11 protein-coding genes are annotated in these 14,880 nt (G+C 62.9%); 5 read left to right on the top strand and 6 right to left on the bottom strand.

The annotated features are described in order from the left end of the window. Positions 1-38: 38 nt before the first annotated feature. Entirely contained in the window at positions 39-2,096 is a 2,058-nt protein-coding gene (locus HWX44_RS09310) for a hydantoinase/oxoprolinase family protein (protein WP_175974321.1), read from the bottom strand. A 191-nt stretch (positions 2,097-2,287) separates the two neighbouring features. Here HWX44_RS09310 and HWX44_RS13335 point away from each other — a divergent pair, with 191 nt between their 5' ends. Beyond that, positions 2,288-3,025, top strand: coding sequence for a hypothetical protein (locus tag HWX44_RS13335; RefSeq protein ID WP_254868162.1), 738 nt, complete (start codon positions 2,288-2,290; stop codon positions 3,023-3,025). After that, entirely contained in the window at positions 2,926-3,702 is a 777-nt protein-coding gene (locus HWX44_RS13330; protein WP_254868161.1) for a helix-turn-helix domain-containing protein, read from the top strand. Before HWX44_RS13335 ends, HWX44_RS13330 begins: the two co-directional genes overlap by 100 nt. A 64-nt stretch (positions 3,703-3,766) precedes the next feature. Here HWX44_RS13330 and HWX44_RS09300 read toward each other — a convergent pair whose 3' ends face one another. The 4 genes from HWX44_RS09300 to gabT (HWX44_RS09285) form a co-directional block, all read right to left on the bottom strand. Continuing rightward, on the bottom strand, positions 3,767-5,077 hold the full coding sequence (locus tag HWX44_RS09300) for a YkvI family membrane protein (RefSeq protein WP_049156025.1): 1,311 nt from the start codon (positions 5,075-5,077) through the stop codon (positions 3,767-3,769). A 99-nt stretch (positions 5,078-5,176) separates the two neighbouring features. Next, the gene (locus HWX44_RS09295; RefSeq protein ID WP_175974319.1) at positions 5,177-6,154 is read right to left on the bottom strand and encodes an alpha/beta hydrolase; all 978 of its coding nucleotides are present in this window, start codon (positions 6,152-6,154) and stop codon (positions 5,177-5,179) included. A gap of 14 nt (positions 6,155-6,168) precedes the next feature. Continuing rightward, complete coding sequence (locus tag HWX44_RS09290; protein ID WP_046647718.1) at positions 6,169-7,617, bottom strand: flavin-containing monooxygenase; 1,449 nt, start codon at positions 7,615-7,617, stop codon at positions 6,169-6,171. A gap of 36 nt (positions 7,618-7,653) precedes the next feature. Continuing rightward, positions 7,654-8,979, bottom strand: coding sequence for a 4-aminobutyrate--2-oxoglutarate transaminase (gabT, locus tag HWX44_RS09285; protein WP_046647719.1), 1,326 nt, complete (start codon positions 8,977-8,979; stop codon positions 7,654-7,656). A gap of 165 nt (positions 8,980-9,144) precedes the next feature. Here gabT (HWX44_RS09285) and HWX44_RS09280 point away from each other — a divergent pair, with 165 nt between their 5' ends. After that, the gene (locus HWX44_RS09280) at positions 9,145-10,605 is read left to right on the top strand and encodes a helix-turn-helix domain-containing protein (RefSeq protein ID WP_254868160.1); all 1,461 of its coding nucleotides are present in this window, start codon (positions 9,145-9,147) and stop codon (positions 10,603-10,605) included. Between the two features lie 4 nt (positions 10,606-10,609). Here the strand turns inward: HWX44_RS09280 and HWX44_RS09275 are convergent, their stop codons facing one another. Beyond that, positions 10,610-12,055, bottom strand: coding sequence for a PucR family transcriptional regulator (locus HWX44_RS09275; RefSeq protein ID WP_175974317.1), 1,446 nt, complete (start codon positions 12,053-12,055; stop codon positions 10,610-10,612). 117 nt (positions 12,056-12,172) lie between these two features. Between HWX44_RS09275 and gabT (HWX44_RS09270) the strand changes: the two genes are divergently transcribed. Continuing rightward, the gene (gene gabT, locus HWX44_RS09270; protein ID WP_175974315.1) at positions 12,173-13,501 is read left to right on the top strand and encodes a 4-aminobutyrate--2-oxoglutarate transaminase; all 1,329 of its coding nucleotides are present in this window, start codon (positions 12,173-12,175) and stop codon (positions 13,499-13,501) included. A 73-nt stretch (positions 13,502-13,574) separates the two neighbouring features. Then, on the top strand, positions 13,575-14,804 hold the full coding sequence (locus tag HWX44_RS09265; protein ID WP_049156031.1) for an aromatic amino acid transport family protein: 1,230 nt from the start codon (positions 13,575-13,577) through the stop codon (positions 14,802-14,804). The last annotated feature ends 76 nt before the right edge of the window (positions 14,805-14,880 follow it).

Below are 14,880 nucleotides of genomic sequence, written 5' to 3'. Positions count from 1 at the left end.
GTCGATTCCTTTCAAAGGAGAGTCTGAAGGCGAGGGTCTTAGGCGTTGGTGGCCTTGCCGATGTGGATACGGATGTTGGACCACTCATCAATTTCTGCACGGTCTCCAGGCGGAATGACGGTGGTGGCATCGAACTGGTCGATGATGGCCGGGCCGTTGAGCTTGGCACCGGCCTTCAGGTCGGGGCGGTGATAAATCGGGACATCGGCCCAGCCGCCGTGCGCGGAGAAGTAGACGGGGCGGGTGGTCTCCGGGAGCTCTGCCTCGTGCTCTTCGACCTCGTAGTGCTTGAAGGGCGGGTTCTCAAGCTCGCCGATGGCGATGAGGCCAATCTGGTAGAACTCCACCGCGCCGTCGCGGTCGGCGAAGGAGTACTCGCGCTCGTGCTCATCGTGGAACATGGCGACGGCATCATCGAGCGGGTTATCGGACTCGGGGATTTCCACCGTCAGGGAACGCCACTGGCCGCGGTAGCGCATGGACGCGGTCAGCTTGAACTTCATGCGCTCCTCCGGGACGTGCTCCTTCTCCAGGCGCTCGCGGGCCTCGGAGATCAGCGCCTGGAATTCCTTGCGCAGTTCGGTGGTGTCCACCTCGTCCACCGGTGCTTGGTACATCTTGGTGATGTCGTGTCGGATGTCCACGAGCAAGCAGCCCTGGGCGGAGGTCACGCCTGGGTGCGGCGGGACCACGACAGTGGGGATGGACAGATCGCGGGCGACCTCAGCGCCGTGCAGGGCGCCGGCGCCGCCGCCGACCACGAGGACGAAGTCACGCGGGTCGTAACCGCGGCGGATGGACAGCAGGCGAACCGCATCGGCCATGTTGGCGTTGGCCACCTGGATGATGTTCTCGGCTGCGGCTTCGAGCTCAAGGTTGAGCGGCTCTGCAACCGTCTTGTTGACGGCCTCGCGCGCGGCATCCGGGTTCAGCTTCAGTGCACCGCCGATGAGCTCGGTGCCGAGGCGGCCGAGGGTGACGTTGGCATCGGTGTTGGTGGCATCGGTGCCGCCGCGCTCGTAGCAGACCGGTCCCGGATCCGCGCCCGCGGACTGCGGGCCGTTGCGCAGGGAACCTGCCTCATCGATCCAGGCCAGCGAGCCGCCGCCGGCGCCGATGGTGCCGACCTCGATGGACGGGAAGCAGATGGGGAAGCCGTACTCGACCTGCCACTGCTTGGTGATGCGGATGTCACCTTCGTAGACCAAGGCGATATCGGTGGAGGTACCGCCCATCTCCAGGCCAATCGCGTTGGAGTAGCCACAGCGAGTGGCGATGTCCTGCACCGCGATGGCGCCGGCCGCAATGCCGGAGGCAGCCAGGCGGACCGGGTAGCGGGTCACCATCTCCGGGGTCATGGAACCGCCGCCGGAGTGGAGGAGGAGCAGGTCTCCGTCGTAGCCGCCTTCCTCGAGCTGGCGGGACAGACGGTTGACGTAGCCGGAGACGAGCGGGGCCAGGACCGCATTGGCGACGGTCGTGGAGAAGCGGTCGTGCTCGAAGATCTCCGGGAGGATTTCGGAGGAGGTGGAGACGGTGGCGTCGGGAAGCTCCTCGCGCAGGATCTCCGCCATGCGCTCCTCGTGGGAGGCATTGGCATGGGAGTTGATGAAGCAGACCGCGACGGTCTCAATCTTCTTGCGGCGCAGGACCCCGGCGATGCGGCGAGCCTCTTCCTCATCCAACGGGGTGATCTCGGCGCCGTCGAAGTCGATGCGCTCTTCGACCTCGTAGCGGTCGCGGCGGCGGATGTAGGGATCCGGAACGTCCTTGTAAGCATCCCACAACTCATCCTTGGTGCCGTCGCGGATTTCCAGAACATCGCGGAAGCCCTTCGTGGTGATGAGCGCTGCCGGTGGGAAGCGGCGCTGGATCAGCGCGTTGGTGGCCACCGTGGTGCCGTGGGAGAACACTTCGACCTGGTTGAGCTGGACGTCGGCCTGCTTGAGGCCGTTCATCACCGCCTTCATCGGGTCGTCCGGGGTGGAGGGAACCTTGGACACCGACAACTCGTGGGTCTCGGTGTTAACAATCGCGACATCGGTGAACGTTCCTCCGACGTCGACGGATACGCGAAAAGGTTTATTTCCCGTCATGGTGGGAACCTCTCTTTCAAAGGCTGGTGAATTCGGTTGAGAGGAATCTTCATATGGCACGAGGAGGGGAGCAATGGAGAAACGGTGAATTGAGAGCGGAGAAGGTGGAGGAAACTCCAAACAAGCAGGTTGGGGCATACTAGAATTAGCCGGAGAAAAGTAAGATAGGACACTATTTTTCGGAGGGATAAGTGGCGTCACAAGATAATCCGGTGCTGCGGATCACCGATCTCGTCGTGATGGAGCCGCGGCTGCGCCGCTTGAGCAGGGCGCTCGAGGATGAGAATTTTGTGGGGCTGTGCGCCGAGGGGGATGGGGATGTGGCGGACTGGCTAGTCCTTCCCCGGCCGGAGGGAAACCCGCGTGCCATCCAGCGCCGGCTGGTCGACGCCGCCGGGGTCATCTTCCTCGACTCCGAGTTCGATGAGCAGGAAGTCCTGGACTCGGTGGAGGGAACCGGCGCCGTCCTGTACGGCACCGACGGGATCACGCGCCAAGATATCCGGCGCGCGGTGGATGAGCTTTTGCGGCGCCAACCCAACCTGGCATCCTGGCGCAAGCTCAGCACCATCGGGCAATTAAGCCCCGGGTTGGTCAACCCGGCGCCGGAATCCGAGATCCTTGCGCGCTTTGCCAGGTTCAGCGGGGATTCCTTGCTGCTGTTGACCGTTGATGGCCGGGTTATTGCCGCCGCCGGCGAGCTGCCCGCGCGGAGTATCGCGCGTTCCCTGTCGGTGGTGATAAACACAGCACACGACATGCGTGGGGCGAACTTTGCGGCTGACTGGGCGAACTCTCTCGACCAGCGCGTGATCTGGGCAGCGAATAGATGCTCGACGACCCGCTGCGGCTGGAGGAGCTGCTCACCGCTTCCCTGGTGGCGCAGAGAAACATCCAGCGCAACCACGTCGCCGAATCGAGCGCGCTGATGGTGGCGTTGTGCGATGAGAATTCGAATAGGGAAGAAGTGGCCACCACGTTGCGCAGGCGGGGCTTTTCGGAGCAAGCCAAGATGCGGCTCCTTGTCTCCGATTCCGTCAAGGACTCCTACCGCAGCGACGTGCGCGATAAGGCCTTCGCCTTGGCCCAGGACGCGGGCGTGCCGCTGGTGCTGGGCTACGTGTCCGGCCGCACCTGCGTGTTGACTACCCATTCGGGAGCGGAGGGGAAGATCGCGGACGTGCTCTTCGGCTCCGTCGGGCTTTCTGATCCCTTCGATACCGTTGAGGAAGGCCCGGCAGCGTGGCTCCAGGCCCTGCTTGCCGCCGTGGTGGTAGAACGCATGCATTCCTTGCACCTGCAGAGCCTGGAGTTTGCTCACTGCAGTGCCATCGAGAAGGCAGCGGCCTACCTGGGCCAGCGCGGCTTGGAGGACGCGGTGGGGGAGCTCGACCGCGCGATTGAGGGGATTAAGGATGGCGAAGAGATCTTTCGCGCCTATGAAGCTGAAAGCTTCTCCGTGGCCCGGGCCGCGAAGGCCGTGGGCGTGCACGCCAATACGGTCCGGCACCGGCTGGAAGCTCTGGAGGAACGGATCCGGTTCTCCGATGCGGATCTGGTTTTGTGGGCGCTGTGGAAAGCGCTGCGCCCCCGCTTGCAGCGCTAGGCGGCTGGATGCGGGGGCACGGAGAAGGTGTGAGAGTAGAGAGTGAGAGGGGGAGTGGAGAGAACTACACCTTCTTCTTGCTGCGCGGGATGGGCTTGCCGGTAATCAGCGCGTGGAGCTTGCCGTCACCGATCTGCAGCTCTTCCGGAATGTCCTCGGAATCAACCTCGGTCATGATCTCCTTGATGAAGTCAGATTCCGGGATGGAGGAGTTACGAGCGATGGCCACTAGCTCACGAGCCTCCTCATCGGAGAGGTGGTTGTCATTCTCAAAGCGCTTCTTGAGTAGCTCACGCGCGCGGCGGCGCAGGTCGGCCTCAGATTGCAGGTCCTTGCGGTTCTTCAACCATGCGAAGCCGATGATGAACATGATGGCAATGCCCATGTATCCAAGAATCGGGTAGACCCAGCCGATGAGGTTGGAGAAGCCGATGAAGGAAAGCACGAAGCCGATGAGCACGGAGATGACATAGACCTTGTAGAAGTTCTGCGGCTTGCCGCGGGTGAGGCGCTTGGCAAAGGCATAGAACATACCAATCGCGGTGTTATAAATCATGCCGTAGATGGCGACGGACATGGCGATACCGAGCGCCGGGTGAATCTGCTCAATCATGGCCAGCGTTGGCATCTCGGCCTCGGTGATCGGGCCTACGGAGACGTAGAGACCGCCGACCAGGACCGCCAGCAGGAAGAGGAAGCATGCGCCGCCGAGAATGCCGCCGTAGCCCACCTCCTTGGCGTCGAGGAAGTTGCCGCCGATGACGATCATCATGGAGACCACCACGATGACGTTCAGTCCCAGGTTATTGATGGCGGAGACCCACCAGTTGGGCAGCGTCGTAGGAAGCTGCTGCGCCTGCTCATTGAGGTGTGACCAATCTGGGTTGGAGGTGAGCACGGTGTAGACCGTGCCGATGGTCAGCAAGACGATGATGAACGGGGTGATAGCACCGATGGCGATGGTCACCTTGTCCACGTCGAGCAAACCAGTCAGCAGGGTGAGGACGAGCATGAGGACGGCGCCGATCCACACTGGCCAGCCCCATTGCTGGTTGAGGTTGGCGCCGGCACCGGCAAACATGGCGAAGCCGATGCAGAACAGACAGGTCAGCGTGGCGATATCGAGGATCTTCGACACAATGGGGGTGGACACCGCGTTGAACACGGAGGTGTGCTCTTTGGCGCGGTGATAAGAACCTAATTGGAGAATGGTGATGCCGGAGATGGTCATGGCCAGTGCCGTTACGATGGCGCCGACGACGCCCATGTTGCCGAAAGCAACGAAATACTGGAGGGCCTCGCGGCCCGAAGCGAAAGAGGCACCCGCGAGCACGCCGATGAATGCCATCGCGATACCAAATGAGCGCTTGAGCATGGTGAACCTAACTTTAGATGGATAGAAAAGTGTACTTATGCAAACGGGGCAGGCGGCCTAGGTAAGGTGCCTGCCCCGTGCGTGATGGAGCGGAAGCTTTTAGTTCGCTGCCGCCTTGATGAACTCGGCGATGCCAGCGAGCTCCTCCTCGCCGCGGTCAATGATCGCAGCAGAGGTAAACAGCCCGTGGTGGTAGCCCAGAAGGTGCTTGTGCGTGACGTCGACGCCTGCCTTGGCCAGCTTGCCGGCGTACTCGATTCCCTCGTCCGCCAGCGGATCGTTATCCACCGTGATAACGAGTGACGGGGGCAGGCCCTCCGGCAGCTCGTGCAGCAGCGGGGAGAGGTCCTTCGCCGTGCGCTGCGATTCCTCCGTAACGAAGGTATCGATGAACCAGCGCATGGTGTCAGAGGCCAACGGGAAGCCTTCCTCCAGGCGCTTGTAGGAGGCACCGTTCTCGGTTCGTTCGCGGGAGCAATCCGTGATCGGGTAGAGCAGGATCTGGGAGCTGAGCTTGGCGACGCCCTCCTCACCCACGAACTCGTTCGCCATCACGGCGGCGAGCTGGCCGCCGGCCGAGTCGCCGGCCACCGAGATGGAGCTGACGGTCAGGCCGTGCTCTGCCTCTGGGTTGGACAACCAGCGATAGGCGGCGCGGCAATCGTCGATAGCTGCCGGGTAGGTGTGCTCCGGGGCGAGGCGGTAGTCCACAGCCACAACCGGGAACCCGGTGAGCACCGCGATACGGCGTACCGAGGAGTCGTGGGTCTCCAGGTTACCCATGAGCCAGCCACCGCCGTGCATGTAGAGCACCGCCGGGGTCTCCTGGCCGCGCTCCGCCTCCGGGCGGGGGTCGTAGAGGCGAACCTGAAACTCCTCGACCTGGAAGTCGGTGGTTGTCGGTTCCTTCTCTTCGTGGAGCGGGTTGGCGTGGGCCGAGGCTACGTAGTTCTCACGCACCTGCGGGATGGGGAAGTTATGGAAGGACTTCGCCCCACCATCGCGGAATGGCTTCAGCGCCTTCCACGCATCCTCAGCGACGGGACGCCCGGAGAATTCGTCGTGCAGAGTGTGCATTGTGAAACTGCCTCCTAGACCAGCTCGTAGTCGTTGAGCTCGAGCTTGTCGGTGAGCTCGTAGTACTCGGCGACGTTGCCGGACCAGTTGTTGATGACGCGGCCTTCCTCGTTCTTGTACCAGGAGGAGCAGTCAGCGGAGAACGCAGATTCCTCAAGCTCCTTCTGGATGCGGGTGTTGAACTCGTCGATGACGTTCTTCTTCACATCCAGGGCTGCCTCCGGGTTCTCGCGCAGGTACGCAACGGCCTGGGAGATGTAGCGGTCCTGTGCCTCGAGCATGGCCACCACGGAGTGGTGGTTGAGGTTGGTGTTCGGGCCGTAGAGCATGAAGAAGTTCGGGAAGCCGTCCACGGTCATGCCCAGGTACGCCTCCGGGGAGTTGCCCCAGCGCTCGCGCAGGTCGATGCCGTCGCGGCCAGCAATCGGCAGGTCACCCTGGAACTCCTGGGAGTAGAAGCCGGTGGCGTAGATGACCACGTCGAAGTCGTGCTCGGCACCGTCATCGGTGCGGATGCCGGTCTCGGTGAACTTCTCGATGCCAGCGGTGATGAGCTCTACGTTGTCGCGGTTGAAGGTGGGGTAGAAGTTATCGGAGCGCAGGATGCGCTTGCAGCCGAAGGCGAAGTTCGGGGTGAGTTTCTCCACCAGCTCCGGGTCGTTGACCTGGGAGCGCAGGTGCTCCATGGCCTGCTCAACACCCTCGGCAGCGGAATCGGTGCCCTTACGGGTGCGGTCGAAGCCTTCCTCGCGAACCTCGTGGATCTCCTGGCGGATAGCGCGGTAGGAATCCGGGTTCTCCTTGAACTCCTTGAGCTCTTCCTCGGTGAAGATGACCTGGTTGCGCGGCAGGATGTAGTTAGCGGAGCGCTGGAACACGGAGAGCTTCTCCGCGACCTCGGCGACCTCCGGAACCAGCTGAACTGCAGAAGCAGCGTTGCCGATGACAGCAACCTTCTTGCCGGCTAGGTCAACGTCGTGGTTCCACTCAGCGGAGTGGAACTGCACGCCCTGGAAAGCCTCGCGGTTCGGGAAGTTCGGGATCTTCGGCTTGGAGAGCTGGCCCCACGCGCCAACGAAGACGCGGCCGTAGTAGGTCTCGCCGTTAGCCTCGATCTCCCATGCCTTGAGGTCTTCCTTCCACTCGGCGCGGGTGATGCGGTGGTTGAACTTGATGTGGTCGTAGAGGTTGAACTCCTCGGCGAGAGCCTTGAGGTAGCCCTGCATCTCGTCCTGGCCGGCGAACATGCGGGACACGCCGAGGTTGAGGAAGTAGGAGTAGCAGTAGATCAGAGCCTGGGTATCGCAAGCAGCGCCCGGGTAGGTGTTGTCGCGCCAGACGCCGCCGACCTCATCGGCGGCCTCGAGGATGAGGAAGTCCTTCTGCTCGTCGCGGACCAGCTGGGCGCCCATGCCCAGTCCGCCGTAGCCGGTGCCGAGGATGATGCAATCGTAGATCTTCATGGTGATGTGTCTCCTTTAAGACGGTGGTGGTTCGGGTTAGTTTGCGCGGATGGCTTCGGCCAGGACCTGGAGGCCGTCGCGCAGGGTGGACTCGTTGATGACCAGCGGCGGCAGGAGGCGGATGACGTTGCCGTCGAGGCCGCAGGTGAGGATGAGCACGCCCTGCTCGCGGCAGGTCTTGGCCACCTTGGCGGTGAGGTCAGCGTTCGGCTGGTTGTTGTCGTCGACCAGCTCGATGGCGATCATGGCGCCGCGGCCGCGGACCTCGGCGACGGTGGTGAGCTCGAGCAGCGGCTCCAGCTCTTCGCGGATGATGGCCTCGATCTCGCGGGCGCGGGAAGCCAGATCCAGCTCCTCCATCTCCTCGAAGGCTGCCAGGGAAGCAGCACAGGCCACCGGGTTACCGGCGTAGGTGCCGCCCAGGGAGCCCGGGTCCGGGGCATCCATGATCTCGGCGCGGCCGGTCACCGCGGACAGCGGCATGCCGCCGCCCACGCCCTTGGCGGTGGTGATGAGGTCTGGGATGATGCCCTCGTCATCGCAGGCGAACCAGGAACCAGTGCGGCAGATGCCGGCCTGGATCTCATCGGCGATGAAGACGACGCCATTGTCGGTGCACCATTCCTGCAGTGCCGGGAGGAAGCCCTTGGCCGGCTCGACGAAGCCGCCCTCGCCCTGCACCGGCTCGATGATGACGGCAGCCAGCTCCTCGGTGCCGACGTACTGCTCGATGTAGCGCAGGGTGCGCGCTGCAGCCTGCTTGCCGTCGAGGCCGTCGCGCAGCGGGTAGGACATCGGCGCGCGGTAGATATCAGCGGCCAGGGTGCCAAAGCCCTGCTTGTAGGGCTTGTTCTTGGCGGTCATGGTCATGGTGAGGTTGGTGCGGCCGTGGAAGGCACCGTCGAAGACCACAACGCGGTTCTTGCCGGTGTAGCGGCGAGCGATCTTGATGGCGTTCTCCACTGCCTCAGCGCCGGTGGAGAAGAGGCAGGTCTTCTTCTCGTGGGTGCCCGGGGTCAGCTCGTTGAGCTTCTTGCAGACATCAATGAAGCCCTGGTACGGAGCGTTGAGGAAGCAGGTGTGGGTGAGGTGGCTGGCGGCCTCGGCGACGGCCTTGGCAACGCGCTGGTTGGAAGCGCCGACGGAGGTCACGGCGATGCCGGATGCGAAGTCGACGATGGTGTTGCCGTCGACGTCGACAAGCACGCCACCGTCACCGTCGGTGATGTAGGAGGGGTAGCCCGGGATGACGCCAGCGGCGACGTCTGCTTCACGGGCGGCATTCAGCTCCTGGCTGCGGGGGCCAGGGATTGCGGTGGAGACATTCCGCTCCTGGGGGAGGCGGTGCTTGAGATCCTGCATGCTGTCTGCTCCTTAATACTCGGAATTTTTTATGACGTGGGTCATTCTGACGGCTAGACTTCAGAAGGGCCATAGACAATCTGGTGAAAGAATGGTGAGAAATTGTCCACATTGGATAAGGGGGTAGCTGCCGGACTAGAAGAAGGAAACGTTTCTCTCAGATGGTTGGCTAGCCAACCCGATCTGGGGATTGACGTGCTGCACGATTGCGAGCGGCCGTTTTCCGTGATGCACCCATGTGAGCTGCGTGATCCCCGCGAGTTTGTGGGCTCGGGGCGTCATCCTGTCACTGGTATGGCCTTTGAGGGCAACCCGATCAGCTGGTGGAGTACGTTCCAGGGTGGCCGCGGGGAGGACGGGGTGGGCTTGGCTGGTTTAGCTCTCGCTGAGGTTCCACCCGGCATGGTGGAGGCCGCCCGGGACTGCGATATTTCACTCTTCACGGTGGCGCGGCGCGTGCCTTTCGTCTCCGTGCTCGCGCGTTTGCACGACGAGTTGCAGCGCCAGCGGGAGGAAGGCTTGGAGCTCTTCATTGCTCAGCAGGGCGCGCTCAACGACGCCGCCGTGTCCGGCCTCGACGCCCTCGTGGACAAAACCAGCCGACTGTTGGGCGCGCATACCTGCCTCGTAGATAAGGATGGGCGGGTCTTCGCGCAGTCGAGCCACCCCGGGCTCCCACCGGTGGAGTGGGGTCCGGTGATTGCCGATACCCGCGCCCAGAACTTCTATGCCGCTCGCCGCGTGGGCGGGTGGAATGTCTTGGCCCAGCGCTTGGCCGACCACGGTGCGCGCTCCTTCGGGCTGCTGGCGGTGGCGCGTGAGAGTTTCGGTGTGAACGAGCGCGCGCTGCTCAAGCAGGCCGCCGGCCTGGCGGAGCTTACCGTGAAGCGCCCGCAGGAATTACGGCGCACCCAAAACGAACTCAACTCCATGGCGATGGCCATTCAGTTGGGTATGGACCAGCCGGAGGATCCCATGCGCCGCATCTTCCGGCTCGTGGGCGATGCACAGGGCCGCGTGCGTCCGGTCTTGGTGAAATCGGAGGGCGAGCGCGCCCACCAGCGCTTCCTCCACGCCCTGGACGCCCGCCTGCAGGACCACGGGCGCTTGCTTTTCGAATACACGCTGGATAAATCCTCCAGCCTCCTGCTTTTCAGAGGAAGCCGCACGATGAAGAACCTGCAGGACTTGTTGCGCGATATCCGCGGTAGCAAGCGCATCGTCGTGGGTCAGCCCATGCCGTGGGCCGAGCTGGGCGTAGGCATTGTCCGCGAACTAGAGTCCTTCGCTTTCGGGCTTCAGCCCGGGATGTTGGCGGGGCCAGAATCGCGGACGTTGAGCTGGACCAGGGATCCCAGGGTCAAGGGCGCGGTGCACAACCGCGCCGAAGAAACCTGGGGCAAGGTGCGCGCATACGACGCGGAGCACGGCACCGAGTTGGCGGAAACCCTGGAGGTCTACCTGCGTGCGGGCGGGCACGTGAGCCGTACCGCTGAGGAGCTGCAGTCGCACCGGCATACCGTGCGCAAGCGCATCGCGGACTTGGAGGATCTCCTCGAGGTAGATCTCAAGGACCCGCTCGTGGCAGCGGAGCTTCTGATTCTCGGAGTGAGTGTTACGGACTGAAGCCCTAAGAGTCGATGCTGAGTAAGAGGAGTTCCGCACGGGTGACGGGATTGCTCAGGTCCACCCCGCAGAGGTTTTCTACCTTGTCTAGCCGGGCGCGCACGGTGTGGCGGTGAACGCCCAGCTCCGCCGCAGCGGTGGCCAAGTTGGCGTTGCCCACGAGGAAGGCGCGCAAGGGAGCGAGCAGCTCGGTGTTGTGCTGCACGTCGTGGGCGGCCAAGCGGCTGACCGTGGCCGCGCGCCGGGCGCCGAGGGCCTCCGAGACGCCGGGTTCCACCAGCCAGGTAGGCGCAGCAGAATCAAAGGCCGCTACGGTGCCAAGGGGCAGGCTGCGCGCATGGCTTTGAAGAGAAGACAGCAGTGCTGGGTTCAGCTCCTGCCACGCAACACCCCGAAGGGCGGAGACGCGAAGGTAGCGCGACTGTTTCTTGAACAGGTGTGAGGTTGCGGTTCCCGGAGGGAGCATGAGAAGTGCAGAATCCTGTTCCGGGCGGACGAAGCTGTGCGGCTCGGCCTTGCCGATCTCACTCACTGTGCGCGCGAGGCGCGACGGGGTCGAGGCCGTGACATAGAGAACATCCACGAGATCGTGGCCATCAATCAAGTGAAAGGCCGCGTGCAGGGCGGGGGAGTCAACGCCGGCGAGCTGGGCATCAAGCGCTAGCGCCCCGAGAATAGCGTGGTTGTTGCCATCGGGGTGATCAAGCAGCAGGCTGGCCAGACCCGATAGATGCCGGATGAGCGCGCGCGAATAGGAATCGAACTTCTCCGAGCGCCTGGCGGCGACGGCCCAACGCCGGCCCGCGGAGCCGAAGGTGCTGGTGATGGTAGCACCTGTGCTTGTCGACGTCCCCGTGCCCCGCCCCGTCTGCTCCGTGGCCTCCACCGCGGCGCTGGCTGCGCTGAGCTGCTCCTGATCTCTCTGGCTGAGTACCGCTCCGGAAGAACTAGCTACTGCTACAGCGGCGCTGAGTTGATTGCTCGCCTCATCGATGAGCGCTTGGATGCCCGACACAGCTGCGTGATTGAGGCGCTCTTGTTGGCGGTGGAAGGTGAAGTGCGCATTGTTTTCGAGGCGGGCCTGTTCCTGGGCTACCGCAGTAGTGATGGACACGAAGCGGGTGGCGCGCGGGATCTCGAAAAGGGTGAGGTGGTGCTGGGAACAGGCGCGGGTCAGCGCGGGTGGTACCTCGGCGAAGGCGAGACCGGTACCGAAACCAATGCCGTGTACTCCGGCTTCGGCGAGAGCAGCGGCATAGTGCTCGAAGCCTTCTGGGTCGTCGCGGAAAACGAGCCCCAGAGTGAGCATGAGCGCGCCGGGTGAGGTGAACTCGGTGGGGTCCGCGAGCTCTGAAGCATGGATGGTGCTGAACGCGGGTTTGCCCTCAACGAGCGGGCGCAGGTTCAGCGAGTGCTGGTTGGTGAGCCAGCGGAAGGAAATCTCACTCATGGTGGACAGGCTACACAGTTGTGGGCTCAAAATTTATACACCCTGTCGATAGTGCCGCAAGGGTGGTAGGGGCCACACTAAGTGGCATCCTATTCATCCCAACACAAAAGGAAGACCATGCAGGAACTTCAGTACCACATTGAGCAGTCCCGCCGCCTGGGCCAGCAGGTCCCGGGTCCGAAGAGTGCCGCCCTGGATGAGCGTCGCAAGAATGCCCTTCCCGCGGGCATGGCGCCCTCGCTTCCGGGCTACGTGGTGGATGCGGATGGCGGCATTCTTGCCGACGCCGACGGCAACCGCTTCATCGATCTCGCTTCCGGCATCGCCGTGACTTCTGCCGGCGCCTCTAACCCGGCCGTCGTGGCCGCGGTGCAGGAAGCCGCCGCACACTTTACCCACACCTCCTTCACCATTTCCCCGTACGAGTCCTACGTGGCCGTGGCAGAAAAACTCAACGAGGTCACCCCGGGTGATCACCCGAAGAAGACCGCGCTGTTCAACTCCGGCGCGGAGGCCGTTGAGAACGCCGTGAAGATTGCCCGTAACTACACCGGCAAGCGCGGTGTTGTCGTCATGGACCGCGCCTTCCATGGACGCACCAACCTGACCATGGCGATGACCGCCAAGCAGTCGCCCTACAAGAATGGCTTCGGTCCCTTCGCGCCGGAGATCTACCGCGCCCCGATGTCCTACCCGCTGCGTGACGGCCTGAGCGGCGCCGAGGCTGCCCAGAAGACCATCACCATGATTGAGCAGGAAGTCGGCGCAGCCAACCTGGCCTGCGTTGTCGCTGAGCCGATCCAGGGCGAGGGCGGCTTCGTCGTTCCGGCGGAGGGCTACCTCGCAGCAATCCAGAAGTGGTGCAACGACAACGACGTGGTCTTCATCGTCGACGAGATCCAGGCAGGCATGATGCGCACCGGCACCTGGTTCGCCTCCGACCATGAGGGAATCGTTCCGGACATAGTGACCATTGCGAAGGGCATTGCCTCCGGCATGCCGCTGTCCGCAGTGACCGGCCGTGCGGAGATCATGGATGCTCCGCAGCCGGGCGGCCTGGGCGGTACCTACACGGGTAACCCGGTGGCTTGTGCTGCTGCGCTGGCAACCTTCAAGGAATTCGAGGAGAAGGACTTCGGTGCACGTGCCCAGAACCTGGAGAAGATTGCCCGTGAGGAGCTGGAACCCATCCTGGGCGATGAGCGCGTAGCAGAGTTCCGCGGCCGCGGCGCCATGCTCGCCCTCGAATTCGTCACCGCTGAGGGCGCGCCGGATTCCGAGCTGGTGCACAAGATTGCCGACGCCGCCAAGGCCGAGGGCGTTCTCATCCTCACCTGCGGCCTCGACCACAACGTCATCCGCTTCCTGCCTTCCCTGGCTATCCCGGAAGACTTGTGGCGTGAGGCGCTGCAGGTCGTCGTCAAGCAGTTCAACGAGTACAAGTAGCTCACTCTTTCGCTCACCCGGTTCTTTCCGGGTGAGCTCCTGTTTTATTAGTCCTTAGTTATCGGAGAAGTTTTTGTCCAACAACATTTCTGTGTCGCAGAAGGATGAGTCCACGGCGGAGTTCAAACCCGCGCTGTCCTTCGTGCAGGGCATCGCCCTTATCTTCGGCACCAACATCGGTGCTGGAGTCCTCTCTATTCCTTATGCCGCCCGCAACGGAGGGTTCCTCGCACTCGTTATTGCTCTGCTGATAGCAGGTACCCTCACGACCATTTCCATGCTGTACGTGGCGGAGACAGCCATGCGCACCAAGGCGCCGCTGCAGGTTTCCGGATTGGCGGAGCATTACCTGGGGCAGTGGGGCCGCTGGTTGGTTTTCGTGGCCATCATCGTCAACGGCATCGGTGCGCTGATTGCCTATGCCGCTGGTTCGGGTGACTTGATCAACAACATCTTCGGGTTGCCGCCGCTTCTTGGCACGTTGATCTTCTTCGGCTTCGGTTCGTGGGTGATGTACCGCGGCCTGCACACCACGGGTGCAGCTGAGGGAGCCATCACTGCCGGTATGGCGATCATTATCGCGGTGCTGTGTGGATGGACAATCCTGGGACCGGGTATCAAGGCTGAGAACCTGCTGGTTCTTCATCCCTTCTTCATCGTCCCGATTCTGAACCTCGCGGTGTTCTCTTTCCTAGCGCAGTATGTGGTTCCGGAACTGGTGCAGGGCATGGACCCGGCCAAGCCGCAGCAGACCGCGCAGGCAATTGTGCTCGGCATGGTGGTGACGGGCTTTACCTTGGCGTTGGTTCCTTTTGCCGCCCTTGGTCTGCTTGGCATGGAGGTCACCGAGGTGGTGACCATTGCCTGGGGTGAGGCACTGGGCCCGGTGGCCTACTACTTGGCCAATATCTTTGCGCTGGCGGCCATGCTGACGTCGTTCTTGGCGATTGGTTTTACCACCATGCGCAACGTCTTGGACATCTTCCACTGGGAAGGCGTGAAGGGACAGCGCATCGTGGCAGTGGCGCTGACGGTTGTTCCGCCACTGGTGATTTCCATTGCTGGTCTCGGAGGCTTCGTTGCGGCGTTGTCCTATGCCGGTGGCTTCGCAGGCGCCATCATGTCCGTCATCCCGGTGATGCTGCTGCACGCCTCCCGGAAGAAGGGAGACCGCGACCCGGGCTGGAACGTGGGCGGACTCGCTCACCCGGTAATTCAGGGCACCATCATCGTGGTTTATGTCTTGGCCTTCATCTACTCGATCATTTCCATCCTCGGGTTGGTGCCGGCAGGCTGGGCTTAGAGCCGGCTTTAGATGCGGCACTTTTAGACGCGACGAACTCGCCTAGTTGCCAAAGTTCGGGCCAGATCTTGAGTCA

The sequence above is a fragment of the Corynebacterium sp. Marseille-Q2823 genome, assembly GCF_903645345.1.
GTDB lineage: Bacteria > Actinomycetota > Actinomycetes > Mycobacteriales > Mycobacteriaceae > Corynebacterium > Corynebacterium hiratae.
This window is presented reverse-complemented; position numbering and strand designations above follow the sequence as displayed.

Coding starts and splice junctions, on each gene's coding strand:
- HWX44_RS09310 (WP_175974321.1), bottom strand. CDS start 2,096: ATGACGGGAAATAAACCTTTTCGCGTATCCGTCGACGTCGGAGGAACG.
- HWX44_RS13330 (WP_254868161.1), top strand. CDS start 2,926: ATGCTCGACGACCCGCTGCGGCTGGAGGAGCTGCTCACCGCTTCCCTG.
- HWX44_RS09300 (WP_049156025.1), bottom strand. CDS start 5,077: ATGCTCAAGCGCTCATTTGGTATCGCGATGGCATTCATCGGCGTGCTC.
- HWX44_RS09295 (WP_175974319.1), bottom strand. CDS start 6,154: ATGCACACTCTGCACGACGAATTCTCCGGGCGTCCCGTCGCTGAGGAT.
- HWX44_RS09290 (WP_046647718.1), bottom strand. CDS start 7,617: ATGAAGATCTACGATTGCATCATCCTCGGCACCGGCTACGGCGGACTG.
- gabT (WP_046647719.1), bottom strand. CDS start 8,979: ATGCAGGATCTCAAGCACCGCCTCCCCCAGGAGCGGAATGTCTCCACC.
- HWX44_RS09275 (WP_175974317.1), bottom strand. CDS start 12,055: ATGAGTGAGATTTCCTTCCGCTGGCTCACCAACCAGCACTCGCTGAAC.
- gabT (WP_175974315.1), top strand. CDS start 12,173: ATGCAGGAACTTCAGTACCACATTGAGCAGTCCCGCCGCCTGGGCCAG.